Source organism: Bradyrhizobium sp. AZCC 1588 (assembly GCF_036924735.1).
GTDB lineage: Bacteria > Pseudomonadota > Alphaproteobacteria > Rhizobiales > Xanthobacteraceae > Bradyrhizobium.
Genome location: NZ_JAZHSC010000001.1, coordinates 7,389,891 through 7,414,024, shown reverse-complemented (window position 1 = coordinate 7,414,024; position 24,134 = coordinate 7,389,891). Strand labels below are relative to the sequence as shown.

29 protein-coding genes are annotated in these 24,134 nt (G+C 62.0%); 13 read left to right on the top strand and 16 right to left on the bottom strand.

Features of this window, described 5'->3' with window-relative positions; all coding sequences use genetic code 11:
- Positions 1-73 precede the first annotated feature (73 nt).
- Entirely contained in the window at positions 74-526 is a 453-nt protein-coding gene (locus V1277_RS34905) for an Lrp/AsnC family transcriptional regulator (protein WP_334420245.1), read from the bottom strand.
- A 118-nt stretch (positions 527-644) separates the two neighbouring features.
- On the opposite strand from V1277_RS34905, the gene V1277_RS34900 reads away from it, so the two are divergent.
- The gene (locus tag V1277_RS34900; protein ID WP_334420244.1) at positions 645-1,715 is read left to right on the top strand and encodes a nucleoside recognition domain-containing protein; all 1,071 of its coding nucleotides are present in this window, start codon (positions 645-647) and stop codon (positions 1,713-1,715) included.
- A 123-nt stretch (positions 1,716-1,838) separates the two neighbouring features.
- On the opposite strand, the gene arsH is transcribed toward V1277_RS34900, so the two are convergent.
- The 3 genes from arsH to V1277_RS34885 form a co-directional block, all read right to left on the bottom strand.
- Positions 1,839-2,591 (bottom strand): arsenical resistance protein ArsH, encoded by a 753-nt coding sequence (arsH, locus tag V1277_RS34895; RefSeq protein WP_334420243.1) that lies wholly within the window; start codon positions 2,589-2,591, stop codon positions 1,839-1,841.
- Positions 2,592-2,832: 241 nt separating this feature from the next.
- Complete coding sequence (locus V1277_RS34890; protein ID WP_334382535.1) at positions 2,833-3,222, bottom strand: PadR family transcriptional regulator; 390 nt, start codon at positions 3,220-3,222, stop codon at positions 2,833-2,835.
- A gap of 283 nt (positions 3,223-3,505) precedes the next feature.
- Positions 3,506-4,579, bottom strand: a complete 1,074-nt coding sequence (locus V1277_RS34885) for an alpha/beta fold hydrolase (protein ID WP_334420242.1) — start codon at positions 4,577-4,579, stop codon at positions 3,506-3,508.
- A gap of 146 nt (positions 4,580-4,725) precedes the next feature.
- On the opposite strand from V1277_RS34885, the gene V1277_RS34880 reads away from it, so the two are divergent.
- The 4 genes from V1277_RS34880 to V1277_RS34865 all read left to right on the top strand — a co-directional run bounded on the left by V1277_RS34880 (position 4,726) and on the right by V1277_RS34865 (position 7,908).
- Entirely contained in the window at positions 4,726-5,610 is an 885-nt protein-coding gene (locus V1277_RS34880) for a LysR family transcriptional regulator (RefSeq protein ID WP_334420241.1), read from the top strand.
- A 231-nt stretch (positions 5,611-5,841) separates the two neighbouring features.
- The gene (locus tag V1277_RS34875; RefSeq protein WP_334420240.1) at positions 5,842-6,303 is read left to right on the top strand and encodes a hypothetical protein; all 462 of its coding nucleotides are present in this window, start codon (positions 5,842-5,844) and stop codon (positions 6,301-6,303) included.
- 186 nt (positions 6,304-6,489) lie between these two features.
- Positions 6,490-7,020: a dihydrofolate reductase family protein gene (locus tag V1277_RS34870; RefSeq protein WP_334420239.1), complete on the top strand. Its 531-nt coding sequence runs from the start codon at positions 6,490-6,492 to the stop codon at positions 7,018-7,020.
- A 252-nt stretch (positions 7,021-7,272) separates the two neighbouring features.
- Positions 7,273-7,908, top strand: a complete 636-nt coding sequence (locus V1277_RS34865; RefSeq protein WP_334420238.1) for a class I SAM-dependent methyltransferase — start codon at positions 7,273-7,275, stop codon at positions 7,906-7,908.
- A gap of 60 nt (positions 7,909-7,968) precedes the next feature.
- Here V1277_RS34865 and V1277_RS34860 read toward each other — a convergent pair whose 3' ends face one another.
- Positions 7,969-8,859 carry an AraC family transcriptional regulator gene (locus V1277_RS34860; protein WP_334420237.1) on the bottom strand — a complete coding sequence of 297 codons (891 nt, stop codon included), beginning with the start codon at positions 8,857-8,859 and terminating at the stop codon, positions 7,969-7,971.
- 137 nt (positions 8,860-8,996) lie between these two features.
- Between V1277_RS34860 and V1277_RS34855 the strand changes: the two genes are divergently transcribed.
- Positions 8,997-9,752 carry an SDR family oxidoreductase gene (locus V1277_RS34855; protein ID WP_334420236.1) on the top strand — a complete coding sequence of 252 codons (756 nt, stop codon included), beginning with the start codon at positions 8,997-8,999 and terminating at the stop codon, positions 9,750-9,752.
- Between the two features lie 249 nt (positions 9,753-10,001).
- Positions 10,002-10,442, top strand: coding sequence for a globin family protein (locus tag V1277_RS34850; protein ID WP_334375910.1), 441 nt, complete (start codon positions 10,002-10,004; stop codon positions 10,440-10,442).
- A gap of 127 nt (positions 10,443-10,569) precedes the next feature.
- Here V1277_RS34850 and V1277_RS34845 read toward each other — a convergent pair whose 3' ends face one another.
- Together V1277_RS34845 and V1277_RS34840 are read right to left on the bottom strand one after the other, a co-directional pair.
- Positions 10,570-11,742 (bottom strand): trans-sulfuration enzyme family protein, encoded by a 1,173-nt coding sequence (locus tag V1277_RS34845; protein WP_334420235.1) that lies wholly within the window; start codon positions 11,740-11,742, stop codon positions 10,570-10,572.
- 233 nt (positions 11,743-11,975) lie between these two features.
- On the bottom strand, positions 11,976-12,326 hold the full coding sequence (locus V1277_RS34840; RefSeq protein ID WP_334420234.1) for a hypothetical protein: 351 nt from the start codon (positions 12,324-12,326) through the stop codon (positions 11,976-11,978).
- 196 nt (positions 12,327-12,522) lie between these two features.
- Here V1277_RS34840 and V1277_RS34835 point away from each other — a divergent pair, with 196 nt between their 5' ends.
- Positions 12,523-12,996: a VOC family protein gene (locus V1277_RS34835; protein ID WP_334420232.1), complete on the top strand. Its 474-nt coding sequence runs from the start codon at positions 12,523-12,525 to the stop codon at positions 12,994-12,996.
- Between the two features lie 73 nt (positions 12,997-13,069).
- Positions 13,070-13,798 (top strand): class I SAM-dependent methyltransferase, encoded by a 729-nt coding sequence (locus V1277_RS34830; protein WP_334420231.1) that lies wholly within the window; start codon positions 13,070-13,072, stop codon positions 13,796-13,798.
- A 92-nt stretch (positions 13,799-13,890) separates the two neighbouring features.
- Here the strand turns inward: V1277_RS34830 and V1277_RS34825 are convergent, their stop codons facing one another.
- The 3 genes from V1277_RS34825 to V1277_RS34815 form a co-directional block, all read right to left on the bottom strand.
- Complete coding sequence (locus tag V1277_RS34825) at positions 13,891-14,283, bottom strand: VOC family protein (protein WP_334420230.1); 393 nt, start codon at positions 14,281-14,283, stop codon at positions 13,891-13,893.
- A 137-nt stretch (positions 14,284-14,420) separates the two neighbouring features.
- Positions 14,421-14,897, bottom strand: coding sequence for an RES family NAD+ phosphorylase (locus V1277_RS34820; protein WP_334420229.1), 477 nt, complete (start codon positions 14,895-14,897; stop codon positions 14,421-14,423).
- Positions 14,898-14,899: 2 nt separating this feature from the next.
- On the bottom strand, positions 14,900-15,334 hold the full coding sequence (locus V1277_RS34815; RefSeq protein WP_334420228.1) for an antitoxin Xre/MbcA/ParS toxin-binding domain-containing protein: 435 nt from the start codon (positions 15,332-15,334) through the stop codon (positions 14,900-14,902).
- Between the two features lie 157 nt (positions 15,335-15,491).
- Between V1277_RS34815 and V1277_RS34810 the strand changes: the two genes are divergently transcribed.
- On the top strand, positions 15,492-16,940 hold the full coding sequence (locus V1277_RS34810) for a carotenoid oxygenase family protein (RefSeq protein WP_334420227.1): 1,449 nt from the start codon (positions 15,492-15,494) through the stop codon (positions 16,938-16,940).
- A 56-nt stretch (positions 16,941-16,996) separates the two neighbouring features.
- Here V1277_RS34810 and V1277_RS34805 read toward each other — a convergent pair whose 3' ends face one another.
- Positions 16,997-17,923 (bottom strand): arginase family protein, encoded by a 927-nt coding sequence (locus V1277_RS34805; protein ID WP_334420226.1) that lies wholly within the window; start codon positions 17,921-17,923, stop codon positions 16,997-16,999.
- Positions 17,924-18,108: 185 nt separating this feature from the next.
- Here V1277_RS34805 and V1277_RS34800 point away from each other — a divergent pair, with 185 nt between their 5' ends.
- Positions 18,109-19,320 (top strand): MFS transporter, encoded by a 1,212-nt coding sequence (locus V1277_RS34800; RefSeq protein WP_334420225.1) that lies wholly within the window; start codon positions 18,109-18,111, stop codon positions 19,318-19,320.
- A 126-nt stretch (positions 19,321-19,446) separates the two neighbouring features.
- On the opposite strand, the gene V1277_RS34795 is transcribed toward V1277_RS34800, so the two are convergent.
- The 5 genes from V1277_RS34795 to V1277_RS34775 form a co-directional block, all read right to left on the bottom strand.
- The gene (locus V1277_RS34795; protein ID WP_334420224.1) at positions 19,447-19,944 is read right to left on the bottom strand and encodes a peptide deformylase; all 498 of its coding nucleotides are present in this window, start codon (positions 19,942-19,944) and stop codon (positions 19,447-19,449) included.
- 44 nt (positions 19,945-19,988) lie between these two features.
- Positions 19,989-20,690 carry a class I SAM-dependent methyltransferase gene (locus tag V1277_RS34790; RefSeq protein WP_334420223.1) on the bottom strand — a complete coding sequence of 234 codons (702 nt, stop codon included), beginning with the start codon at positions 20,688-20,690 and terminating at the stop codon, positions 19,989-19,991.
- Positions 20,680-21,144, bottom strand: coding sequence for an Rrf2 family transcriptional regulator (locus V1277_RS34785; RefSeq protein ID WP_334420222.1), 465 nt, complete (start codon positions 21,142-21,144; stop codon positions 20,680-20,682). Before V1277_RS34785 ends, V1277_RS34790 begins: the two co-directional genes overlap by 11 nt.
- A 58-nt stretch (positions 21,145-21,202) precedes the next feature.
- The gene (locus V1277_RS34780) at positions 21,203-21,604 is read right to left on the bottom strand and encodes a cupin domain-containing protein (RefSeq protein ID WP_334420544.1); all 402 of its coding nucleotides are present in this window, start codon (positions 21,602-21,604) and stop codon (positions 21,203-21,205) included.
- A 78-nt stretch (positions 21,605-21,682) separates the two neighbouring features.
- Complete coding sequence (locus V1277_RS34775; RefSeq protein WP_334420221.1) at positions 21,683-22,378, bottom strand: VOC family protein; 696 nt, start codon at positions 22,376-22,378, stop codon at positions 21,683-21,685.
- A 177-nt stretch (positions 22,379-22,555) separates the two neighbouring features.
- Between V1277_RS34775 and V1277_RS34770 the strand changes: the two genes are divergently transcribed.
- Both V1277_RS34770 and V1277_RS34765 read left to right on the top strand, forming a co-directional pair.
- Positions 22,556-23,080: a MarR family winged helix-turn-helix transcriptional regulator gene (locus V1277_RS34770; RefSeq protein ID WP_334420220.1), complete on the top strand. Its 525-nt coding sequence runs from the start codon at positions 22,556-22,558 to the stop codon at positions 23,078-23,080.
- Positions 23,081-23,143: 63 nt separating this feature from the next.
- Positions 23,144-24,115, top strand: a complete 972-nt coding sequence (locus V1277_RS34765) for an SDR family oxidoreductase (RefSeq protein ID WP_334420219.1) — start codon at positions 23,144-23,146, stop codon at positions 24,113-24,115.
- Positions 24,116-24,134 lie beyond the last annotated feature (19 nt).

The window sequence follows — 24,134 nt, the reverse complement described above, 5'->3', positions numbered from 1 at the left end:
CGCCCCCGCTGAGCATGTGGTCGCGAACGACCGCAATGCGAAGGCAGCCGGTAGGTCTATCGAACTGTAGAATCTAGAGCGGAATTGCGGTCACTTCTTTGGCCGTTCGGATCACGAACATGGTGTAGTATCGTGCGACATTGCTTCGCTCTCGGAACAGCCGCTCGCACAGCGCATCGAACTCGTCCATATCCGTCAAGCGTAGCATGAGGACGGCGTCGGTTTGGCCGCTCACGCTGTAGGCCTGAGTGACGGCCGTTTCCTGAGCGGCCCGTTCCAAAAAATCATGCATGTATTGCTCGCCATGTCGCTCCAGTTCGATGGTGACGAACGCCTTCATGCCTCGGCCAGCCTTGGCCGGGGCAAGAAGCGCGACAACGTGGCTGATGACGCCGCTTTTCTTCAGTCGTCGAATGCGGCGCAGGCAGCTCGAGGGAGAAAGCCCGACCAATTCCGCCAGTTCGGCGTTCGTCCGTGAAGCGTCATCCTGGAGCAGGTTGAGAAGCTTCCTGTCGATCTTGTCCATCTCGGTCCTCGCTCGGCGTCCGTCGATTGCAATTTTATTGCACAGAATCGCAAAGTTTGACCGCAAATGCGAAGCGTCTCCCGCTAGTCACGGGGCTCCAACGCTGATGGAGCCGCCAATGGCGATCTGCACCGCCGTCTATCGCAAGACATTGGAAACGCTTGAAATCTATTGGGAGCTGGTTCGCGTCATCGTGCCGGTTGCGATAGTCACCCAGCTTCTGCAGGACCTTGGTGTCATCCAGGCGATTTCTCCGTTCTTCTCCCCAGTCATGACGCTGGTGGGATTGCCACCCGAACTCGCCTTTGCCTGGCTGACCGGATTGCTGGTCGGGATCTGGGGGGCGCTTGTGACCATATTCACCCTGGTTCCGCTTTCAGCACTCAGCACAGCCGACATGACAGTTTTTTCGGCTCTTTTGCTGTTTGCGCACGCCATTCCGATCGAGCAACGGATAATTCAAAAAGCCGGACCTGGCTTCCTGGTCACCGCGGCGCTTCGTATCGGCGGAGGGTTGATCTTTGTCGTCCTTCTGCACCAGATATTCGCCGCCACCGGATGGCAGTCCGAGCCGGTGAAGCCGGCCTGGATGCCGATGAGTGAAAGCACCGGTTGGAGCGGCGTTCTCCTGGGCACACTCAAGACCTTGGCGATCATGCTGTTCGTTCTGCTTTCGCTGAGCTGGCTAATCGAGCTTCTCAAGATGTCGGGCATCCTGGATTGGATGAACAGAGGGCTTGCGCCACTCTTTCGACTGGCTGGCATTGAAAAGCAGACGGTACCTTTCGCCGCTGTCGGCCTGTTTCTTGGGATTTCCTATGGCGCAGGACTGCTGATCCGCGAGGCGCGCACGGCTAGCGCAGAGCCGCGTCAGATATTCCTCGCTTGCGTGTTCATGGGTTTTGCCCACAGCCTCATCGAGGATACGGTGGTCGTCGTCGCGCTCGGCGCTGACCTTACGAGCGTGCTTCTGGCTCGCCTGGCCTTTGCCGTGCTCGCGACCGCCTTGATCGCCAGAACAATCAATTCGGCGTCTGACACTCTTTTCTTCAAAGCACTCTTCCATAGGGAAGAACGTCAGTTCGCGCCGTCGCTCGACGAAACGTTAGCAGGGCGCTTGTTCGCCTCGCGTCCTTTGGGCGGGACCAGCCGGGAAGTAAAGGGAGGGGCGGGGTCTGCGGAGAATTGAAGCGTCGTGTGGAGCGCAAGGCCCGCAGGCGTGCCAGAGGGGCGATGCCCTGCGGCCAGTCTCGGTCGCGCTTGACCAAGTGGAGATCAGTCGGCCGGACCAGCTTCGTCACGCTCGTGTTCCTTACCGCTGGTGCGCTGTTGCGATCGCCGACAGGTCAGCCTCGACATCTTTCGCCGGGCGGCCCGCCTCCTTGCGCTCGGAGTATCGGTCGCTCAGGGTAGCGACATGCGGTCGGAGCAAGATCGTGAAACGGAAAAGTTCCTCGACCACGTCGACGATCCGCTCGTAGTAGCCAGACGGCCGCATCCGTCCGGCTTCATCGAACTCCTGGAAGGCCTTCGCGACGCTCGATTGGTTGGGGATGGTGAACATCCGCATCCAGCGTCCCAAGAGCCTAAGCGTATTCACCGCATTGAACGACTGCGAGCCGCCGCAAACCTGCATGACGGCCAGTGTCCGGCCCTGGGTAGGCCGCATGCCGCCGATGTCGAGCGGCAAGTGATCGATCTGCGCCTTCATGACGCCGGTGATCTGGCCGTGGCGCTCCGGGCTGCACCAGATCTGTCCTTCCGACCACATGGCGAGCTCGCGCAACTCGTGGACCGCGGGGTGATTGTCCGCCCTGACCTGATCGGGTAGCGGCAAATCCGAGGGATCGAATATCCGCGGCTCGGCTCCGAAGAACCGCAGCAGGCGCGCTGCCTCCTCGACGACGAACCGGGAATAGGAGCGTTCCCGCAGCGACCCGTAGAGCAGCAGGATGCGTGGGGGATACTGTGGACCGCCGCCAAGGTCGGTTTCCGGCCGTTGCAGGGCGTAGCGCTTGTCGAGCGCGGGCAGGAAATCCGGATTGGCAAGTGAACGAAGTCTCATGCTTGTTCAACCGTCGATGAAGGGGTGGGAGCAAGGAGAGCGACGAAGCCGGCGAGTTCGAGCGACCGATAACGGCCAGCACGTCGCGGCCGCCGAACAGGTCAATCCTGCGGCCGGCCTGAGCGCTGCCAAGCGCGATGACCATGTTCATTTGACTCTTTGAAATGCATATAAGCAGCGACCCAACAGACGCATCGGATACCGATGCCTTGATCCATCGATGTATCAGTGCAAAAAAATATCAGCATGTGTATTTGGCTTTGCCGCGCGAACGATTCATCGCATCTGCTGCTGCCTTGCTGGCGATAATGCAATCTGTCGCCTCCAGCCATGCGTCGACTGCGGTCTGGAACGCTTCGCGCCCCTTCCTGGTGAGGGTGTAGACCTTCCGCTCGCGCCCCTGGACAATCTCGGAATGCGAGGTGAGGTAGCCGCCTGCCTCAAACTCGTTGAGCACCGGATAGACCGTTCCCTCGGTAGGACTGCAGCATCCCTTTGTCGTTCTTTGGACTGCTTGGACAACCTCGTATCCGTGCATCCGCTTCTGATGAAGCACGCAAAGCACGAAGAACTTGGAAAGCGACATCTTGATCGTTCCCTGCCAGTACGCGCGATCGGTGTAATCGAGCATTGGGCGAGGCGCCGAACGGATGGCCTTTACGGGGCGAGGCAGGCGAGCCATACGAAGCATGTAAGCCTCGAACATCGAGGTGTCAAGCGATGCAGAGCCTAAGCCGTGACGTACTCGTCGGCCGGCGTCCACGCCTGGTGATATGCAGGGTGACGGTGTTCTTGAGCGCCTGTTGTTGGGACCCCGCTCGTATCTGTGCACAAAGATTTGACCGGTCGCTGTCGATAGTCTCTATCCGGGAACCCAGAAGCCGCCATCCGCTCAGCGATGGCCGCTATCTGCGTCATCGCGCCGCCGCCAGGGGTGGCTGCGCGAGGAAGCGTGTAACCTCGCTCAGGAACTGCGCCCGCCCATGCTCGGCGCGACCGAGGTGAACGTAGTGGGTGGCGTTCGGAATCGTGACGGTGCGCACCTCGACAGCATTGGCCAAGTGACTTGCCAAGGCCGTCACGTCCTCTGGCCGGCTCCAGAAATCATTGCCTGAGCGCACGATCAACACCCGCGCCGTGATCGACGCCGCGTCCCACAACTGTCGGCCCGAGGCGAGATAGAAGCTGTCCTCCATCGCGCCCGAGGGCGCCCGGAACGCCGGCGGGCTGCGCTTGGTGGAGGTCGGATCAGACGCGAGCGCCGCTTTCAGATAGGCCTCGACCACCGCCGGATCGCGCCAGCCTGCTTTGTCCCGAGCCGGGATCGAGCGGTCCCATGAGGGCAACAACGAGTCGGCGGTGTTCAGCCGATAGGTGCCGAACCTCGCAACGTTGAAGCGGCTGCGATCCGCCGGGTCAGCGTTCTCGCCATCGGGCCCCAACGAAGGGTGCCCGCGCGTTGCGCCATAAAGACTGTTGTAGACGACGAGGTGGCTGACCCGCTCGGGGTGAAGCGCGGCATACATGCCGGCCCAGTGCCCGCCGGTTGCCCAGCCGAGGAGTGCGACGCGGTCGCTGCCCGTTCGGCGTTCGACTGCGCTCACGACGGCACCAATGTCGCGTACGATCTCGTGCGAGTTGGTGAGCGGTTGACCATCCTGCGGCCCGTCCTGACCGGGGCGCGACGACCCGCCGTAGCCGCGCGCGTCCATAAGGAACACCCGGTGGCCGGCGCGCGCAAGGTCGGCGGCGAGCGAGCCGCCCTCGACCGGAAGGTCGAAGGAGGCGACGCCCGGTACGCGAGCGCCGTGCAGAAGGATCACGGGTGGCCTTGACGCCCGCGCGTCGGTATCGCGTACCTCGCGGAGGGCCAACTCTATCCCGGGTTCCGAGGAAACGCGGAAATTCTCGCGCCAGATCTCTGCCCCGGCCTGGATCGGGGTAAGCAAGGCCGTCGCCGTGGCCATGGCGAATGACAAGAATCGCATCGTCACTTCCTTGAATGCCGGCGCTCGAGGCGAGAGCACCGGTTGCGGTTGCCGATGCGAGGGAGGTTGTGCTTCGCGTTCCACGTTACCAATATCAATGCGATCTTTATTGAGACGATCAGGATATGGCCGTTGATCTACTGCACATGCGCCAGTTCGTGGCTGTGGCTGAGGAACTGCATTTCGGGCGGGCCGCAGCGCGGCTCGTCATGGCTCAGCCGCCCCTGAGCCAAGCGATCAGGCGACTCGAAGCTCAGCTCGGCTTCCCGCTCTTCGAAAGAACCCAGCGCGTCGTGAGCCTCACGCCGGCCGGTCGGGTGTTCCTCGAGGAGGCGCGGCGGACGCTCGCCCAAGGCGACGAGGCCGTGCGCCTTGCGCGGCGCGCTGCGTCCGACGAACTTGCCGAGCTCTCGGTGACGTTCGTGTCTGCGGCGCTCTATCGCGTGCTCCCGGCCGCGATCCGCCGTTTTCAGGAAGCCTGGCCAGAGGCGGCCATTCGGCTCGATGAGCGCCCGACCGACGCACAGCTATCAGACCTGGCGACCGGCACAGTTGATCTCGGTTTCCTTCACCCACCAGTAGAGGAGATTGACGGCCTCACGATCGAACTGATCCACCGCGATCAGGTCGCCATCGCCGTCCCTGCGGCCAGCCCGTTCGCGTCAGCCGGCCAGTGCAGGCTCACAGATCTCGCCGAGCACGCCTTCATTCTGTTCCCCCACCGGCAGGGTCCGGCTCTTCACACACGGATCATGCAGGCCTGCCGACGGGCCGGCTTTCTGCCGCGTATCGCACAGGAAGCACGGCAGATGCACACAATCCTGAGCCTCGTCGCCGCCGGACTCGGCTTGGCCCTCGTACCTTCGGGCGCGCGAACCATGAACGTCGAGGGGGTCGCGTTCGTGCCTCTCGTCGAGGCGCCCGACGATCTCGCTTGGGAACTCGCGATCGCATGGCGGCCGCGCGGCGCCCGGCGCGCGCTTCGCCAGTTCGTCGAGACCGCGCGGGCAACCGCAAGCGAACTGCGCTAAGCCCTGCACGGCCGAGGCCAGCGTGGAATTCCGTAGCTGCGGAATCTTCCTTATCGAAGCACTCGATAAATCTCACAAGGCGCAGCAATCAGGTGACGCGGTAAATGCGGTACTCGATCTGGTCCGGTTCACGTCAAGAAAACGCGTCAAAACAAAAATCCAGAGCCCGGTTCTGATTCAATCAGGACCGGCTCTAGACATCACGGCTACAAAACCGAAAAGGAGCAACGCATGAGCGCGACGCGACTAGCCGTCCAGGGTCACCGGCTGATTCAGATCGGCGTGGCCCTGTTCCTCTTCACGAGCTTCCAGGGATTTGCGGTGCCGTATTTCGCCGCACCCAATCTCGGCCGTTCGGTTCACACGCTCAGCGGATTCACCGGAGTGTTGCTTGTGGCCGTGGGTCTGGTCTGGCCGAAGCTGAAGCTCACATCGATGCCGTCACGGCTGGCATTCTGGTTTCTCATCTATTCCGCGCTTGCAACGATCGCCGGTTTCGTGATCGCGGCTCTCTTGGGAGCCGGCGGTTCGATCATTCCGATCGCGGCGGCCGGCGCTCGTGGGAGCGACGCTCAGGAGATGCTGATCCAACTCGTCATGTACCCAGCCGCCCCGACGGGAATCATATCCTTTGCGCTGATCCTCTGGGGCCTTCGCGGCAGCGGGGTTCATGAGAACGCCGTGGAGGGTTGACCACAATTACGGCCAGCTCGGAGCGCCTTTGCCCACCCTAGGCTGCGCCCTGGTGACCCACATGCTCACTCCGAAAAACTGATTGCAATATAAAACCAGTCTCGGTAGGCTACAACCAGTTGCAAACTGCAACCGCCGTGACGGAGAGTCCGCTCGGCGATCCTCGCTGGAAGTAAAGGACAGAACATGGCGAAGCTCGTTTTCGGAATGAATCTGTCCCTGGATGGCTACGTCGACCACACGGCGATGGGGCCACCGGATCCGGTGCTCTTTCGTCACTTCATCGAGCAAGTGCGCGGTTTCACCGGCAGTGTGTACGGTCGCCGCATCTACGAGGTGATGCGGTATTGGGACGAAGACCAGCCCGATTGGGGCGCGGAAGAACACAATTATGCGGCGGTGTGGCGGAGCCAACCGAAGTGGGTGGTATCGCGCTCGTTGAAGTCCGTCGGCCCCAACGCCACACTCTTCACGGATGGTATCGAGGCGGTCCGTGAGCTGAAGGCTCGGCTCGGCGGTGAGATTGAAGTCGCCGGACCAGACTTGGCGCGAAGCCTGGGCGACGCTGGCCTTGTTGATGAGTACCGACTGTACTTCCGCCCCTTTGTGCTTGGCCGGGGCAAGCCATTCTTCGCCGGCCCCCGGCCGCCCCTTCGCCTCGTCGCCACCGATCATATTGGCGAGGATACGGTCCGGCTGACCTACGTCCCTGCCTGATCGCTCGTCCGGTGCCGTCGGTCCTGTCTAAAACGGGCATCGCGGTCTGTCACGAATTGTCGTTGCGACAGTCTTTTCTGGCCGCGATTAATTAGTTAGTTGGTCGAGGGCGTAATTCACCGCATTGTCACATCATGACGAACGCGTGAACGGCGGGCTACGCTTTCGCGAATCCACCCCGCGGACCTGCGTCGCCGTTAGCATTTCCATTTCCTGCACATATGCTAGAAGCCGCCGCGCAGGAGAGCCGCCATGTTTCGTGTTGCAAATGACGCGCAGTTCTGGGATCGCGCTGCGCGCAAATATGCCGCCGACCCGATCGCCGACATGGCGGGCTATGAGCGCACGCTTGAGCGGACGCGACATTATCTCAAGGGGGACGAAACAGCGTTTGAGTTCGGATGCGGAACGGGAACGACGGCGCTAAGACTTGCATCATCGGTCGGGCGCATTGTGGCGACCGACTTATCGGGCGAAATGATCGCGATCGCGCGCGAAAAGGCGAAAGCCGAAGGCTGCAGCAACGCCACGTTCGAAGTGGCGCGGCCCGAGGCGGCGCCGTGGCCGGACGGGAGTTTCGATATCGCTTTCGGCTTCAATGTCCTGCATCTGGTGGAGGAGCGCGAAGCGGCGCTCCGAGGCGTCCATCGGCTGCTGCGGCCCGGCGGGGTCTTCATTTCCAAGACGCCGTGCCTGAAGGAAATGAATCCGCTATTGCGCATTGCGCTGCCCCTGATGCAGCTCGTCGGCAAGGCGCCCTATGTGGCGTTCCTGTCCGCGGAGGACCTGGAGCGCGAAATTTCGGCAGCGGGATTTGAAATCATCGAGCGCGCCCGCCATGCCTCGCGTGGTAAGGACGGGCGGCCGTTCGTTGTGGCAAGGAAGTAATTATCGATAGCCACGCGGTGTGCTCATCGTGACGAACTGGTGAACGGTGCGCATGGTGAATCAGGCGGCCTGGACGTTCCCTCTCGCTGCCTTGGTCTCCCGGCCCGGCGGCAAGCCGAACAGGCGGCCGTATTCCCGGGTGAACTGCGACGCGCTCTCGTAGCCGACCGCAAAGGCCGCGCTGCTCGCGGCCATCCCTTCGGATAACATCAGGCGTCGCGCCTCGATCAGACGCAATTGTTTCTGGAACTGCAGCGGCGAAAGCGACGTCACTGCCCGGAAATGCTGATGGAAGGACGACGGGCTCATCCCGGAAACGGCCGCCAGTTGCTCGACCGGTAATGGCTGGGCGAACTTGGCCCGAAGCACTGCGACCGCGCGCGCCACTCGCTGCACGTGACCGTCCGGCCAGCCAAGACGCCGGATCGCCTCCCCGTGCCGACCGGTCAGAAGCCAGTAATGCATCTCACGTATCAACTGTGTGCGCAGCACTGGCACGGACGCTGGGCGCTCAATCAGGCGCATCAGCCGAAGGGCCGCGTCGGTAACCTCGGCATCGGTCGGCTCCCAGCGCACGGGCGCGCCGTCGGCGGTCGGCACGGCTTTCATCTCTACGGCGAGGTCTGCGATCACTGCCGGGTCCAGGTCCAACACGAGCGCGAAGTAGGGCGAGGCGATGCTCGCCCGCTTGACCTGGCTCACCGTTGGAACGTCAGCCGTGACCAGCAAAGAGTCACCCGCGCTGAACGTGAAGGCCCGATTGCCCATCGTCACGTGCTTGGTTCCCTGCAGCACGAGACAGACGAGCGGTCGGGAGATCGCGTAGTCGAGGCCGCTCGGTGCAGTCGCACGAATGGCCGTCAGACCGGCAATGGGAGTCCGAGCAATCCCGGCCGGATCGGCATTGGCCTGCGCATAGCGGCGAACAGCCTTGAGGAGAGTGTCGGTCATGCGGCAATCCTATCGCGCCCGGATTGATGCGTAAATTCGATCTGGAGGATTAGGCAAAGATCGTCGAGGTTCTGGCAACTATGGCTGGCTCGCGTGCGCCATATCGGCGTGGTCACGCATGCAATGGGAGTCTGACCATGACCAAGATCGCCCTCATTACCGGTGCAAGCCGCGGGCTCGGCCGGAACACGGCGCTCAACATCGCCCGCAAGGGCAGCGACGTCATCATCACCTATCAAAGCCGGCGGCAGGACGCCGAAGCCGTTGTTGCCGAGATCGCGGGGATCGGCCGCAAGGCGATCGCCCTGCAGCTCGACGTCAGCGATGTCTCTACTTTCGCCTCGTTCGCCGACCGACTGCGGACGATGCTTCGGAAGACCTGGCAACGCGACACATTCGATCACCTCGTCAACAATGCCGGCCATGGCGACATGGCGTCGATCACCGAGACGACCGAGGCGCAGTTCGACAAGCTGGTCAACGTTCACTTCAAGGGCGTGTTCTTCCTCACTCAGGCGTTGCTGCCGCTGATCGCCGATGGCGGCCGGATCGTGAATCTTTCCACCGGCCTGACCCGCGTCTCCTTCCCCGGCTTCTCCGCCTATGCGGCGGCGAAAGGTGCGGTGGAAGTGCTCAGCGTTTACATGGCGAAGGAGCTGGGCAGTCGCGGCATTGCGGTCAACACGGTGGCGCCGGGCGCGATCGAGACCGACTTCCTCGGCGGCGCCGTCCGCGATACGCCGGATCTCAACAAGACCTTCGCGGGCATGACCACCCTCGGCCGTGTCGGCCAGCCCGATGACATCGGTCCGATGATCGCGAGCCTGCTCTGCGAGGACAATCGTTGGATCAACGCCCAGCGGATCGAAGTCTCCGGCGGCCAGGTCATCTGACCGGTACGCCGGAGCGCGTTGACGCTAATGTTGGTGTCGGGGGCGCGCACGCGCCCCCCGAACCGAAGTGACCGTTGCTGTGGGTCTAAAGATGAACTGCGACCCGCTGCTCCATTTGGGGCCGTTCGCAATAAGAGAACGTACTGATCTCAACAAATCATTGTGCCGGTATCGAACCTAGGCGCGTTGGCCCAGTACATATTTGCAGTGTTCCGATCAGATTATTCAAACGGATAGGAAAGTGCTGCCATGTCTCCTGAAACTAAAGAACTTCTCAAGACGACCTGGGCAAAGGTGATTCCGATCAGCGATATCGCGGCTGGTTTGTTCTATGAGAGACTGTTTACGCTCGATCCATCGCTGCAGCGATTGTTCAAGAATGCAGATATGAAAGAGCAGCGCCGGAAGCTCGTCCAGGCACTGAGTGCCGTGATCAACAGTGTCGATGACTTGCCGTCGTTGATACCGACACTAGAGATCCTCGGGCGGAACCATATTCGGTATGGCGTAGAGGATCGGCATTACGAAACGGTTGGTGCAGCCTTGCTATGGACACTGGAGCAGGGGTTGAAAGAGGCTTGGACGCCAGCGGCGAAGTCCGCCTGGGTGGAGGCATACAGCACCGTGTCCGGCGTCATGCGTGATGCGGCAGCCGCATCGCGAGAGAGCGCGACCCTGCAGGCAATTTGAATCCGGCATGTCGCCTCTTGGCCCGCGACGCTCATGCTGTTTGAAATGTAGATCAGTCATAGGCGGAATAGGCATTCCGCCAGCTCGGATTAGCCTTCACTATTGTGGCCACGAGCTTCTCCGTCACTCACTGCGGATCCGCCGATAATCTCTGCAAGAGCCTTTCGACGTCTGCATGGAGATCCTGTTCCGCTTCGAGCCCGATGCTGAAGCGCAAAACCAAATCGTCGTGGGGCCAGGGCGTGACGCTGCGATGCTGTACGACGGGCATCGGTGCCACAAGGCTGCGCGTTCCTCCCCAGGAAGCTCCGATCGAGAATATGCGCAGCGTATCGAGAGCTTGAAGCACGCGGGCCGCCAGACCTCGCCGAAAGATCACGCTGAACACACCGCTCGCGCCTCGGAAGTCGCGCTTCCAGAGGGCGTGGCCCGGCGATTGCGGCAGCGGCGGGAAGAGCATCGCCTCGACCAACGGCTGTGAGGCGAGCCACGAGGCAATATCAGTCGCCACCCGGGAGCTGTAGGATAGCCTGACGGCCAGCGTTTCCATGCCTCGAAGCACGAGAGACGCGTCGTCGGGCGAGGCGCCTATGCCATAACGGCCCAATGTTGAACGCATCGTCTCGACGAATTTCTCGTTACGCACAGTGATAGAGCCCATGAAGACGTCGGAATGGCCGGCGACGTATTTTGTGAGCGCTTCGGTGACGATGTCCGCTCCTAGATCGAGCGGCTTCAGGTTGAGCGGCGTTGCCCAGGTATTGTCGCATCCGACCAGCGCGCCCGCCGCATGGCTCAGTTCGGCAAGGCGCGGCAGGTCCGTCACCTCCATGGTCGTCGACCCCGGCTGTTCGCACCAGACCATCTTCGCACCGCCACGGAGCTTGCCGGCAAGGTCCTCCGATGACGTCGGATCGAAGAAGATGGTGTCGATGCCGAGCTTTCTGAGGTCGTGGTCAGCAAAGGCGCGCGTGGCAGGGTACACGTTGTCGGCCATAAGCAGGCGGTCGCCGGCAGACAACAGTGCGAGCAACGCGAAGGCGTTTGACGCCTGACCGGAGGGGGTGAGGAAGGTGCGGACACCGTTCTCGAGCGCCGTCAGTTTCTGCTCGAGTTCTCGCGTCGTCGGGGTGCCATACAGGCCGTAGCTGTAGCCGTCCGGCGCCCGCTTGTCGCGATCCCGATACGCTTCGGCGGAATCGAAGACGATGGTGGAGGCGCGATACGTCGGCACGGCGAGACTCGCAAAGCCGTGTGTACTGGCCTTCATGGACTGGACTACGAGGGTCTGGTCATTCATGGGAATTTCTCCGTAATGGCGGGGCATGCGACGAGGCGCACGGCCGGAGCAGGCCCGGGCATGTAGGCATAAGAGCGTTCTCCAGCGAAAGCCTGAACCAGAATCTAGAGCCCGGCTCTGATTCGATCAGAACCGGGCTCCGGTCTCATTGGCACGCACAACATTTGTAGTTTGCGCGCCGCCGTCAGCCCGAGGCTGCATTGCGGAGCAGCGTCCACACAGATGCTCTCAAACTATTGCCGAGGCGTGGTGAACTGCGGACATCGATGGACGTAATCCCAGGGAATATCGTACACGCACGTGAAGCGGATATCGTCCGATGTTTTGGGTGGCGGAGCCTCCACGACGACCGGTCGGTCGACCTCATCCGACAGACCATAGACAACGCCGCCGGTCGGCCAGAAACCGCTTACTCCCCGGTGATGATGGTGGTGGTGCCCCGATTTGGGGAATGCCGGGAAAGCCGGACGCGACGGCGCAACGCCCGCACCCCGCGCGACGCCCGGATCGGCAAATGCCTCGCCCGCGGCAAGGACAAGCGCGACTGCACTGAGAGACGCGATCAACGTCGTTCTATAGGTCATGGCACTCACCCATCGTAGGTTACTGAGCAGCATTGCCAAAACGCTAAGCTGAGCCTTTCGTGCCCGCAAAGCCATAATTAATTATTGGTTAAGGCGTAAGCTTAATGCGGGGGACGCTCGCTTCGCCGGTGGCGTGGACGCCCGGGCGCTACCCTCGAAGCCAGTCGACGGCGCGAGTTCTTGATAGGAGGTTGCAATGGCAGAGCTTGTAACGTGCCTGTGGTTCGATCAGGGCAGAGCGCGTGAGGCGGCGGAGTTTTACGCTGCGACCTTTCCCGATAGCCGTGTCGGCGCAGGCCATGCATCCGCCAAGCCGGGCGTAGGGCAGGGCGAGGAACTGACGGTCGAGTTCACCGTGCTCGGCCGGCGCTTCCTGGGGCTCAACGGCGGACCCAACTACAAGCCGAACGAGGCGGTGAGCTTTATGGTCCAGACCGACAGCCAGGAGGATACCGACCGCTATTGGAATGCGATCATCACCAATGGGGGCGAGGAAGGGCAGTGCGGTTGGTGCAAGGACCGTTGGGGTTTTTCCTGGCAGATCATTCCCAAGCGGATGCTCGAGATTTTCAACGGACCCGATCGCGATGCCGCCAGGCGCGCGATGGACAGTATGATGACGATGAAGAAGATCGACATCGCGGAGATCGAACGGGCGGCGGCGGGGTGATGGCTGCAAGAAATCGCGAGCACTTTCAAATTCCGGACGGCGGCCTGATCGGGAACAGTGGGCATAAGGCGGAATGGGCGATATCTATGACCCGCAGTTCGTGAAGGCCGTGTTCGATCGCTGCTCGGATCGCTACATCACCTTCAGCCTGATCTGCTCGTTCGGCTTCACCGAGCGCTGGCGCAAGCAATGCGTGGCGGCGATGCCGGTGTTTCAAGGGGGCGGCACTCGCGGTTACGATCTGATGGCAGGAACCGGCGAGGTCTGGCCTCATCTGTTGAAGCGCTTTGACGATATCGGCGCGATCACCGCCGTCGATATCTCCTCCGGTATGCATCGCCGCGCCATGGCGCGACTTCACGCCCACCGTGCCCACCGAATCGAATTCGTCGAGGATGACGTGCTGGCAAGCGACCTGCCGTCGGAGAGCGCGGACTTCGTCATCTCCACGTTCGGCCTGAAGACATTCAACCCCGAGCAGCATGCGCGACTGGCTGCCTTGATCGCGCGCGTGCTGAAACCCGGCGGCGTTTTCTCCATGATCGAGGCGTCGGACCCGAAAGGGTGGTGGCTTCGGCCGCTCTACCTGTTTCATCTCAGGGTGATCTTGCCGCTCATCGAGCGTATCTTTCTCCGCGGCGCGCAGGATTTTGCGATGATCGGCACTTACAGCACCAACTTCGGCAGTGCTGCCGAGGTCGCGGCCATGCTGCGCGCCCACGGCCTTGAGGTGAAGTTCTCAAAATACTTCTTTGGCTGCGCGACGGGCGTCGCCGGCCGCAAGGTCGCGCCGATGGATTGACGGCATGAAAGTGCGACCGGATGATTTCGGTCTCGAAGTCTGGCGCTATGAGAAGTGTTTGGCGCGCAGGTAGAGCGTAGGCTGCCGGGCCGTCACGGTTTCCAGCCGCCGCTGCCGTACTCGCGGGTAATAACTTCAAGAAGATGCCCGTTCTTCTCCTGGAAGTAGATGCCACGCCCGCCGTCGTGGTGGTTGATCTTGCCCGGTTGCGTCCGTCCGGGGTCGGCCCAGTAGGGAAGCTGCCGTTCCCGGACGCGGCCGAGGATCTCGTCAAACTCGCTTTCGCTGGTCAGAAATGCATAGTGCTGCGGAGCAATGTCGCCGTCGACATCCATGTAGTCGAGGTTGGCGCCGTTTTCAGTGGTGACCATATAAAACGGCCCCCACTTCCGTGGGGCCGGCAGACCGAGCATCTCGGCCAGGAAGGCTGCCGATGCCTTGCTATCGTGGGTCGAAAGAATCGTATGATTGAAGTGGATGGCCATGGCGATCTCCCAGGCTGGAACAGCTTCATCGCTCTGCGACGTGGAGCTGGTTAACTGGGGCGCAGGTTGTATCGTTCCATTGATGAAACGATAGCAAGCAGGGTGAAATAGCGTAGCGTATTCGCCGATCGGACTAGCTACCGCCCATAAAGCCGCTTATCCCACCACACCGGCTCGGGCAGGGTGTGCGTGATGTTCTTGGCATCGGGGTGAGCCGGGTTGATCAGAAAGTTACGCTCCAGCCGCGCCGGGATTGAGGGGACGATCAGGAGCGCCGAACGCTTCTCCTCGCACCATTTCTGGCCGAAGCTTTTGCAGATGGTCTCGTTTCGCGAATCCCAGCCGGGATGCGCCGCAGTTTGGAAAACTTCATACAACACGCCGTTTGGTATCGTGATCTCGATGAAGTGCTGGTTGGCGGGCATCACCAGATTGGCATGCACCAGCTTCTCGAGCATGGCGGTGGAATAGTGCTCGGATGCGTAGATCATCGGGCTGGTACGCGTATTCCACCGGCCCGGGTAGAGGCGCGATCCCTCGGCATCGTACACGGGGTAGGCGCCGTCCGGGTCCCCGAGGCGATAGCATGTCAGGACACGATTGCTCTTCGGCACGCCTAGACGCCGCCGCTATAGGCTGTACGCCCCAGCAGGTTGACGACGGCGTCCGCCCCGGGGCCGGTTGCCAAGGCCAGTTCAAGCGGGGTCTTGTCTTCAAGCATCGGGTGCGGCCGGTTGAGAAAATCGCGCACCTTGGCCTCGTCGCGAAACACTTCGAGGCCGAAGGCGAACACTTTTGCGACGCGTGTGAGCCGGTCGCTCTCTTCGGTCGTCAGATGCTGCTTTTCCTTGCGGCGCCGTTCCAGCGTCGGCTTCGGCACCACACGATAGGTGAAGTGACGGACGTCCTGCGGGGATACGCGGCCAGCGAATTTATCCAACGCCGATACCGGCAGGCCCTTCTCCACGGAACGGGCGAGGGTAAGCGTCGTCTCTGTGTTCTTCGACTTGACGCCGAGCAGACCGGCCAGGATCGCGGCTTGATGGCTCACGGGAACCTCAAAATCAGATGAGACAAAAGTATGCCTCAGATGAGACTTAGTCAAGCCTCGCATAGGCGAGGCGCGCCAATAGCGCGAGGTGTTCGCCAACAACGGGCTGGGACCAAATCGCGCGCCTGTGCGTTAGCCGGTAGACCCGGATAACGTCATGACCGCCATGTTTGCCAAAGGCTTTGCTGATCTCGACCGCGAGGTTGCGGCCGAGAGTCTTCCCGTCGTCGGCACCGTACCGACATGGCTGTCGGGCGCGTTGCTCCGCACTGCGCCGGCCAAATTCGATCTCGGCAGGCAAACCGTGAACCACTGGTTCGACGGGCTCGCCATGCTGCACCGGTTTGCCTTCGTCGACGGCAAGGTCTCCTATGCGAACCGGTTCATTCGTTCGGCGAACTATCGGGAACAGCAGCGATCCGGCCGCTTGAGCCGCGGCGAGTTCGCGAGCGACCCCTGTCGGACGCTGTTCGGCAGAGTGCTCTCCAGATTTTTCGATAAGCCGACCGACAATTGCAATGTCAGCGTCAACGCTCTTGGTGGATCGTTGGTGGCGCTCACGGAAACGACCCTGCCGGTGCGGTTCGATTCCGAAACTCTCCAAACATTGGGACATTACGAATACGGCAAGCAGCTCGGCGGCCAGATTTCGATTGCTCATCCGCACCATGACGCAACCCGCCGCTGCCAGTTCAGCTATGTGGTGGAATTCGGCCGGCGAAGTCGGTACCGGCTGTTTCGCGTGGCGGATGAGGACGGCGCTGAAACTACGATCGCCGATTTACCGGTGGATCGGCCCGCGTACATGCATAGTTTCGCGATGACCAGGCGCTATCTCGTCCTGGCGGAGTTTCCGCTGGTGGTCAGCCCTTTGCGGTTGCTCCTGAGCGGCGAACCTTTCATCAGAAACTATCGGTGGCAACCGGAGCGCGGGCTGCGCTTCCAGGTCGTCGAGAAGGACAGTGGCCGACGGATCGCCACGGCGGAAGCCGAAGCGGTCTTCGCCTTTCATCATGTCAACGCCTATGAGCGAGGCGGCGAACTCGTGCTCGACCTCGTCACTTACCCCGACGCCGGCATCATCGATCAGCTCTACCTCGCGCGTCTGCGCGCCGGCAAGCCGGTCGATGCCGTGGGCTCCCTCTCTCGCTATGTCATCCCGCTCGGCACCGCAGATCGCACCGCGCAGAAGCATCAGATCACCACCACCGCCATCGAACTCCCGCGGGTCGACTATGGCAGGGTCGCTGGAGAGTCCTACCGTGTGGTCTGGGGCACGGGGAATCGAAAGCCAGGCAATTTCCTCGACAGCCTTGTCCGGATCGACGTGGAGACGGGCGAGTGCGCTGTCTGGGCGGAGTCCGGATGCTATCCGGGAGAGCCCGTCTTCGTCGGCGCGCCGGATGCGGGCAACGAAGCTGAGGGCGTGTTGCTTTCGGTCGTTCTGGACGGGCGGAACGACAGGTCGTTTCTCCTCGTTCTCGATGCGTCTCGCATGACCGAGATCGCTCGAGCGGAGTGCCCCCACCAAATTCCCTTTGGATTCCACGGCAATTTCTTTCCGTCCAGCAATGGCGGGCTGACCTTGCGAAATGCTCACCGCTGAGAAGCTTAGGTCACGGATACACGCGGCGGCCTGGCACTACTCCGACCGCGTAGTTCCTACCTATCGGCGGCTGCAACGGGTGTGAGTGCCTGCGTCAGCATAGCAATGAGGCTGTCAAATGCGGCGGTCTCATCAGGTGCGTGATCCGGATTCAACTCGGCTATGGTAAGTGCGCGCCAGTTCGGTGCTGCCAGGAGGACATCAAGTATGTTACCAAGCTCCTCCAACTCGAGGCCGGTACCGCGCGCTCCGTAGCGGACGTTCTCGGCAATCGGAAACGACGTGAACGCAAGTACATCAATGTCGATATGAACGAGCAGACGATCAAACCGGCGTCCCCATGCCCTTGCTTGTTCGGCTGCAGCTACAGGGTCTGCTTTGATCTCCGCCAGACCAATGTGCCTAATGTCATTGCTAGCGATCGTTCTTGACTCGGGCGCTGTGACCTCATGAGCGCCGAATAGCAGCACCTCGGAGGGGCGAAGCATTGGCCGTCGCGATGCGAGACCGCTCAGATCAGGAAGCGCGCCGGGTAGGTCAAGCATGTGGGCGATGCCAGTCCAGTCGAGTGAACCTTCGGCGGTTTCCGGCACGTTGAGATCTGCGTCACCATCGATATAGATCAATCCAACTGAACCATCATCGATCAGCGTGCCGGCAACGACCCCCAGTTCGATCGTGCAGTCGCCGCCAAGGACGAGTGCCGCCTCGCCATCCGCCATAGCGCGCGCGACGTGCTGGGAGACGGCTCTCGCGGCTTCACGCACGGCTCCCAGGTTCATCGAATTCGGATTGCCGGGGTCCGGACGCCAACGAAAATAGGAAACGTCGCCCACATCACGAACTTGCCATCCGACCCGCTCCAAGGCGGGAATCAATCCATGGCGTCGAAATGCTTCGGGTGCTTTCTCCTGCCCAGGGGCATATGCCCCCGCGCTTGTCGGCGCTCCAATAACGGTCAGGCGGTTGCTCGTAGCTCGCACGCTGCCTTCTCCGGACGGTTTGAGCTGGGGCGTAGCTCCGTAAGCGGTAAGATATGGAAGCGCAGATTCACCCGCAGAACGAATCTGCCTCGCTCGCAAAAAAGTGAGCTGCGGCGGCTCTCGGCCTGTCGGCTCCGGCCCATTCCGTTCGTCTTTCAGCCGAAGAGGCTGTCAGGAGATCAGGAATGACCAATTCTCACTATCGCTGGGTGATCGTCGCGGCCGGGGGCCTGCTTGGCTGTGTCGCGATCGGGGGCATGTTTTCGCTGCCGGTGTTTTTGCAGCCGATCGCGCGGGATACCGGCTGGTCGGTGACCGGCGTATCCAGCGCGATGACGATCGGCTTTCTCGCAATGGCCTTCACCAGCATGATCTGGGGCACCTTGTCCGACCGGCTGGGGCCGCTGCCGGTGGTGCTGACCGGCTCGGTCGTACTCGCGGCGAGCTTGGGGCTGGCGAGCCTTGCGACCTCGCTGGTCGTGTTTCAGTTCATCTTCGGGCTGATGGTCGGCGGCGCCACGGCTGCGATCTTCGCGCCGATGATGGCTTGCGTGACCGGCTGGTTCGATACCCATCGCAGTCTTGCGGTGTCGCTGGTCTCCGCCGGCATGGGCATGGCGCCGATGACGATGTCGCCGCTCGCCGCCTGGCTGGTCTCGAATCATGACTGGCGCACCTCGATGCAGATCGTGGCGCTCGTCGTCGCCGCGATCATGATCCCGGTTTCGCTTTTGGTGCGCCGCGCGCCGGCGCTCGAGAGCAGGGCGTCCGCACCATCCAGCGCGCCGGCAGAACCGGACATGACGCTGGCGCAAGCGCTGCGCTCGCCGCAATTCATCATCCTGCTGCTGACGAATTTCTTCTGCTGCGCCACGCATTCGGGCCCGATCATCCATACCGTGAGCTACGCCATTAGTTGCGGCATCCCGATGATCGCCGCCGTCACCATCTACAGCATCGAAGGCCTGGCGGGGATGGGCGGCCGTATCGCCTTCGGCCTGCTCGGCGATCGCTTTGGCGCCAAGCGCGTGCTCGTCTTTGGCTTGCTGGCGCAGGCGTTCGGCGCACTCGGTTATGTCTTCGTGCGCGATCTCGCCGCTTTCTACACGGTGGCCGCGCTGTTCGGCTTCATCTATGCCGGCACCATGCCGCTCTATGCCGTGCTCGTGCGCGAAAACTTTCCGCTGCGCATGATGGGCACCGTGATCGGCGGCACCGCGATGGCCGGCAGCCTCGGCATGGCGACGGGACCCTTGGCCGGCGGTTTGATCTACGACACGTTTGCCAGCTACGCCTGGCTTTATATCGGCTCGTGGATCATGGGGCTCGGCGCGTTCCTGATCATCCTGACATTCCGGCCGATGCCGGTGGCACGCGCTGCGCCGGTGCCGGCGTAAACCTCCCTGTCATTCCGGGGCGATGCGAAGCATCGAACCGGAATCCATTAGGCCGCACGGTCTGCCGAGAAATGGATTCCGGGTTCTCGCTTCGCGAGCCCCGGAATGACGGCGTTTCTTACAGTCTCAGCCCCGCGAGATCTTCTCGAAACGCTTGATCAACCGCTCACGCTTCAGGCGGGATAGTCGCTGGATCCAGAAAAAGCCATTGAGCTGATCGATCTCATGCTGGTGGCAGACGGCGCGCAGCCCCTCGGATTCCTCGGTGTGTACATTGCCGTCGACGTCGTGATAGCTGATCCGAACGCGTGCATGGCGCCGAATTTCGTCGTTAACTCCGGGCATCGAGACGCTGCCTTCCTGATGCATGATCATTTCAGGCGAGGCCCAGATGATCTCGGGATTGATATAGGTGCGCGCGCCATTGATGGGGTCGAGGTCGAGCACCACGACCCGCAGCGAGACGCCGACATGCGGCGCCGTGATGCCGATGCCGGGCGCGGCGTGCATCGTCTCGAGCAGGTCTCTGGCCAGGTCGCGCAGCGCGTCGTCAAACACGGTCACCGGCTGCGCCGGGAGCGCAAGCCGAGGGTCGGGATATCGGACAATCGGACGGATGGTCATGATTGGTTGTTGGACAACTGAATCAGGCTACCGACTACCACGCCTCACGCATACGCAATCCAGCCGCGCCAGGTGAAGGCGGCGTAGAACAACTCCACATCCCGGAATCCGGCCTCACGCAGAATTTGTGCATCCTGCTCCGGGCTGAGCAAGTTCAAGCGTGCCTCGACAGCCGCACGTGCAGTGTTGGCCTGGTTCGGATCGGCGCCGGAGGCAATTGCATAGGCGGCATAGCGCGATAGCCATCGCGCCCGCTGGCTGTCCTGCTGCGGAAAACTGGAATGGGCCGCCACGAACGGCGCTCCGGGTCTGAGCCGGCGGTGGATTTCCCTGGCCGTCCGCCGCCGTTCGTCGACATCCAGGAAATGCAGCGTGAGCAGACAGGTGGCGGCATCGAACGGCCCATCGGGCGCATCGTCGATATAACCCTGCTGCAACTGCACACGCGCATTGAATGGCCCAAGCGTCTGCTCGGCCAGCTTCAGCATTTCGGAGGCGGGATCGACGCCAACGAACCTCCAGCGCGGCTCTGCCTCCGCCAATGCCTTCAACTCCAGGCCGCCACCCGCGCCGAGCACCAGCACCCGCGCGTCTGGCGCAGCCTGCTCCGTCAGCAGGATACGGGTCATGCGATGAAGGTCCGCAAAGCCGGGCACGAAGCGCGGCGGTCCATCCGCATATCGCCTGACCGCCTCGGGATCGGAAAAGTGGGCCAACATGGCGTTGGCGGCCGCGTCATGATGCATGGGCGATCTCCAGACGATGACGGTTGCGCCGGTCGCCCAGGCGCTTCTGAAAATCGGCGCTCAACATCGCAAGCGTCACATCCTCAAGACGGGAGAGCAACAGCGCCTCCGCCTCGTCGAACGCCCGGTCGAGCGCCGCATTCACGGCCTGCTCGACAAGACAGCCGGGTGCTTCCGTTCTGTTGCCCACGGCGAACAGCGAAGGTTGACCGAGCGCCTGATAGATATCCCGCAGCGATATCGTCGCGAGATCGCGGGCGAGGGTCCATCCGCCGCCATGGCCTTTCTCCGACCGCACATAGCCCCGATCGCGAAGTCCGGACATGATCCGCCGGATCACCACGGGATTGGTGTCCATGGCCCGTGCAAGCACTTCGGAAGTCACCGGCTCCTTCCGCTCGGCCATATGCAGCAGCACATGAAGAACGCCTGATAGTCTACTGTCTCGTTTCATGTAACAACTGATATTGCATGATGTGGAAGCAGGTCAAGTCCATTCACGACCGCAGCCGTCACTTCACCAGCGTGAGGAGAGGTTCGCCCTTTTCGACGATGTAAGTGGCGAGTTCACTGCCTTTGACGTTCCCGGGATTCCTGGCCGAATGCACCGTTCCGGCCGGAATGAAAAGCACGTCGCCGGCCTTCAGCGTGACGGGCGGCTTGTCCTCGATCTGATATTCGAGTTGGCCTTCGAGGACATAGATCACTTCCTCGCCCGGATGCGTGTGCTTGCCAAAGGCCACGCCGGGGGCGAGGTCGACGCGGACCTGGATGGCCTCGTGCCCCTGCGCGCTGAGATCGTGCCGCTGCAGGTCGGTCCGCGTGGCTCCATTCTGCTGCGCCTGCGCGCCGAACGGTGCCAGAACGGCGCCGGCGACAAGCGCCGCCATTGCCGCAACTTGAAAGTTCTTCATCCTGGTCATACTAAGCTCCTTGGTTTGAGATCTGTTACCGGCGGGCTCGCCGCCGATGACGATGATCGCTTCGCCTGCTCATGCCGCCTGCTGCCGGCCGGCCTGCTCGCGGACGATGTATTCGGCGTACCAGTCCGGCCAGTTCGCATCATGCTGGCCGCCGTTGCGCTTCTCGTACTCGCCATGTGCGGCCGCCGCACGGCGCAGTGCGCTCGCGAGATCAGCCGACGAATTGAAGGCCGTCGCGTTAGCGTCGACGCGCCCAGGCAATCGCGCGGTGACTTCCTGCAGCAGCCAGCCATTGCCGTCGGGATCGTTGAACGAGGCATAGGAGCGGTAGCTGCCGCGTTCCGGATCCGGGCCGCTCAGCCGGACCCGCCCGAACAGATAGGGCTCATCCGAACCGACATGCACGTTGCCGCCGGCGTGAAACGCTTCACTGATCGCAACACCGCGGCCGAGCAACTCGTTGCGAGCTGCCTCGATGTCCGAGACGATCAGATAGAGGCCCTGCGCGGAGCCGGGCGTGGCAGGGGTGACGTTCTTGCCGAAGATGACCGAGGCGTTGGAGCCGGGCGGCGTGAACTGGATCACGCGGTAGTCGTCAGGGCCGGCAAAATCGGCGTCGAGCCGCCAGCCGAGGTTTGCATAAAACTGCTTGGCACGTTCAACGTCGGAAACCGGGATGACGATGACTTCGAGCTTCAGGTCGACCGCCGAGGCGGCCTTGGTCTCAGTGGAAGTGGTGTTGGTGCGTTCCTTGAGGTCTGACATGGTTCTCTCCTTGATGTTGTGGTGGCGGGAATGTTTCCGCCACTTTTGTATCGTGTACGATAAGATCGTGTGCGCTATAAAATGCATCGGGCTTACCATGTCAACCCTTCCGATTTAATCGGATGCGATATATATGGGTGCGAGACTTCACATGTTCGTGTCGGAAAGGACGACCCAATGAAACTGAACGACCGGCCCCGGACCGGTTCCAGGGACAATTCGAGAGACAATTCAAAGGCCAGTCAGAAGCCGAAGCCAGCTGCAGGCGACCGGCGGCTTGGCGATTTCCTGTGTTTTGCGATCTATTCGGCCAATCTTGCCTTCGGGCGGGCCTACAAAAAGGGCCTCGATGAACTCGGCCTGACCTATCCGCAATGGATCGCGATCGTGGCGTTGTGGGAGCAGGACGGCCAGACCGTGAGTGAGCTTGGCGAGAAGATGTTCCTGGAATCCAACACGCTGACGCCGATCCTGAAAAAGCTGGAGCAGATGGGCTATCTGCGCCGCCAGCGCGATCCCGCGGACGAGCGGCAGGTGCGCATCAGCCTGACCGAGGCTGGCCGCCGGCTGCGCGAGAAGGGCATGCATATGAATCTCGTGGCCTCAACCGGACTGAAGCCCGACGAGTTCGTGCGGCTGCAGGAAAACGTCGTCACGCTCCGCGACAATCTTATCAAGGCGACGGCAGAGAAAGCGGAATGATGCGCGCTGGCGCTTCGATGCGATCGGACTGCAGCGGCGCGTGAAGGTGAGGGGAGGATGAGCGTGGTCTCACAAGAAGGCGCGCTTGCCGGACGTATCGCCGTGGTGGCGGGCGCGACGCGCGGCGCTGGCCGCGGCATTGCCGCCGCGCTGGGAGAGGCGGGTGCGACGGTGATCTGCACGGGCCGCAGCAGCGCTCGCACCGATGCTCCAACGCGATCCGATTATGACCGGCCGGAGACGATCGAGGAGACGGCCGAACTCGTGACCAGCCTCGGCGGCAAAGGCGTCGCCATCGCCGTTGATCATCTCGAACCTTTGCAGGTCGCGGCGCTGGCCGAGCGTATCCGCGCCGAGCATGGCCACATCGACGTGCTGGTGAACGACATCTGGGGCGCCGAACGGCTGAAGGGTGGGCCCGCCGAATGGAATACGCCGATCTGGAAACTCGATCTGCAAAAGGGATTGCGGATTCTGCGGCTTGGCATCGAGACGCATCTGGTGACATCGCATTATCTGCTGCCGCTGCTGGTCGCGAAAGCTGGCGGCCTGCTCGTCGAAGTCACCGACGGCACCGCCGACTACAATGCACAGCATTACCGTATCTCGGTGTTCTACGATCTCGTCAAGCAGAGCGTGAACCGTCTCGCCTACTCGCAAGGCCACGAACTCGCACCGCACGGGGCCATGGCGGTGGCGATCACGCCGGGATGGCTGCGCTCCGAGATGATGCTGGAGAATTTCGGCGTCACCGAAACGACCTGGCGCGAGGCGCTGGCGGCGCGGGGAGGCGGCAGGCACCAGGCGCCGCCCGATTTCGCGCTGTCGGAATCGCCGCGCTATGTCGGCCGCGCCGTGGCTGCGCTCGCCACCGATCCCGATCGCGGCAGGTGGAATCAGAAATCGGTCAGCTCCGGCGAACTCGCCCGTCACTATGGCTTTACCGATATTGACGGCTCGCGACCGGACATCTGGCGCTACACCGCCGACGTCCGGGAGGGCGGCAAGGTAGCCGACGTCAGTGATTATCGCTAAAGTTGTCGCGCCATTGAGT

What these genes read in the sequence shown, in the direction of transcription:
- V1277_RS34905 (WP_334420245.1), bottom strand. Translation starts at nt 526, where the DNA reads ATGGACAAGATCGACAGGAAGCTTCTCAACCTGCTCCAGGATGACGCT.
- V1277_RS34900 (WP_334420244.1), top strand. Translation starts at nt 645, where the DNA reads ATGGCGATCTGCACCGCCGTCTATCGCAAGACATTGGAAACGCTTGAA.
- arsH (WP_334420243.1), bottom strand. Translation starts at nt 2,591, where the DNA reads ATGAGACTTCGTTCACTTGCCAATCCGGATTTCCTGCCCGCGCTCGAC.
- V1277_RS34890 (WP_334382535.1), bottom strand. Translation starts at nt 3,222, where the DNA reads ATGCTCGATTACACCGATCGCGCGTACTGGCAGGGAACGATCAAGATG.
- V1277_RS34885 (WP_334420242.1), bottom strand. Translation starts at nt 4,579, where the DNA reads ATGCGATTCTTGTCATTCGCCATGGCCACGGCGACGGCCTTGCTTACC.
- V1277_RS34880 (WP_334420241.1), top strand. Translation starts at nt 4,726, where the DNA reads ATGCGCCAGTTCGTGGCTGTGGCTGAGGAACTGCATTTCGGGCGGGCC.
- V1277_RS34875 (WP_334420240.1), top strand. Translation starts at nt 5,842, where the DNA reads ATGAGCGCGACGCGACTAGCCGTCCAGGGTCACCGGCTGATTCAGATC.
- V1277_RS34870 (WP_334420239.1), top strand. Translation starts at nt 6,490, where the DNA reads ATGGCGAAGCTCGTTTTCGGAATGAATCTGTCCCTGGATGGCTACGTC.
- V1277_RS34865 (WP_334420238.1), top strand. Translation starts at nt 7,273, where the DNA reads ATGTTTCGTGTTGCAAATGACGCGCAGTTCTGGGATCGCGCTGCGCGC.
- V1277_RS34860 (WP_334420237.1), bottom strand. Translation starts at nt 8,859, where the DNA reads ATGACCGACACTCTCCTCAAGGCTGTTCGCCGCTATGCGCAGGCCAAT.
- V1277_RS34855 (WP_334420236.1), top strand. Translation starts at nt 8,997, where the DNA reads ATGACCAAGATCGCCCTCATTACCGGTGCAAGCCGCGGGCTCGGCCGG.
- V1277_RS34850 (WP_334375910.1), top strand. Translation starts at nt 10,002, where the DNA reads ATGTCTCCTGAAACTAAAGAACTTCTCAAGACGACCTGGGCAAAGGTG.
- V1277_RS34845 (WP_334420235.1), bottom strand. Translation starts at nt 11,742, where the DNA reads ATGAATGACCAGACCCTCGTAGTCCAGTCCATGAAGGCCAGTACACAC.
- V1277_RS34840 (WP_334420234.1), bottom strand. Translation starts at nt 12,326, where the DNA reads ATGACCTATAGAACGACGTTGATCGCGTCTCTCAGTGCAGTCGCGCTT.
- V1277_RS34835 (WP_334420232.1), top strand. Translation starts at nt 12,523, where the DNA reads ATGGCAGAGCTTGTAACGTGCCTGTGGTTCGATCAGGGCAGAGCGCGT.
- V1277_RS34830 (WP_334420231.1), top strand. Translation starts at nt 13,070, where the DNA reads ATGGGCGATATCTATGACCCGCAGTTCGTGAAGGCCGTGTTCGATCGC.
- V1277_RS34825 (WP_334420230.1), bottom strand. Translation starts at nt 14,283, where the DNA reads ATGGCCATCCACTTCAATCATACGATTCTTTCGACCCACGATAGCAAG.
- V1277_RS34810 (WP_334420227.1), top strand. Translation starts at nt 15,492, where the DNA reads ATGACCGCCATGTTTGCCAAAGGCTTTGCTGATCTCGACCGCGAGGTT.
- V1277_RS34800 (WP_334420225.1), top strand. Translation starts at nt 18,109, where the DNA reads ATGACCAATTCTCACTATCGCTGGGTGATCGTCGCGGCCGGGGGCCTG.
- V1277_RS34795 (WP_334420224.1), bottom strand. Translation starts at nt 19,944, where the DNA reads ATGACCATCCGTCCGATTGTCCGATATCCCGACCCTCGGCTTGCGCTC.
- V1277_RS34790 (WP_334420223.1), bottom strand. Translation starts at nt 20,690, where the DNA reads ATGCATCATGACGCGGCCGCCAACGCCATGTTGGCCCACTTTTCCGAT.
- V1277_RS34785 (WP_334420222.1), bottom strand. Translation starts at nt 21,144, where the DNA reads ATGAAACGAGACAGTAGACTATCAGGCGTTCTTCATGTGCTGCTGCAT.
- V1277_RS34780 (WP_334420544.1), bottom strand. Translation starts at nt 21,604, where the DNA reads ATGAAGAACTTTCAAGTTGCGGCAATGGCGGCGCTTGTCGCCGGCGCC.
- V1277_RS34775 (WP_334420221.1), bottom strand. Translation starts at nt 22,378, where the DNA reads ATGTCAGACCTCAAGGAACGCACCAACACCACTTCCACTGAGACCAAG.
- V1277_RS34770 (WP_334420220.1), top strand. Translation starts at nt 22,556, where the DNA reads ATGAAACTGAACGACCGGCCCCGGACCGGTTCCAGGGACAATTCGAGA.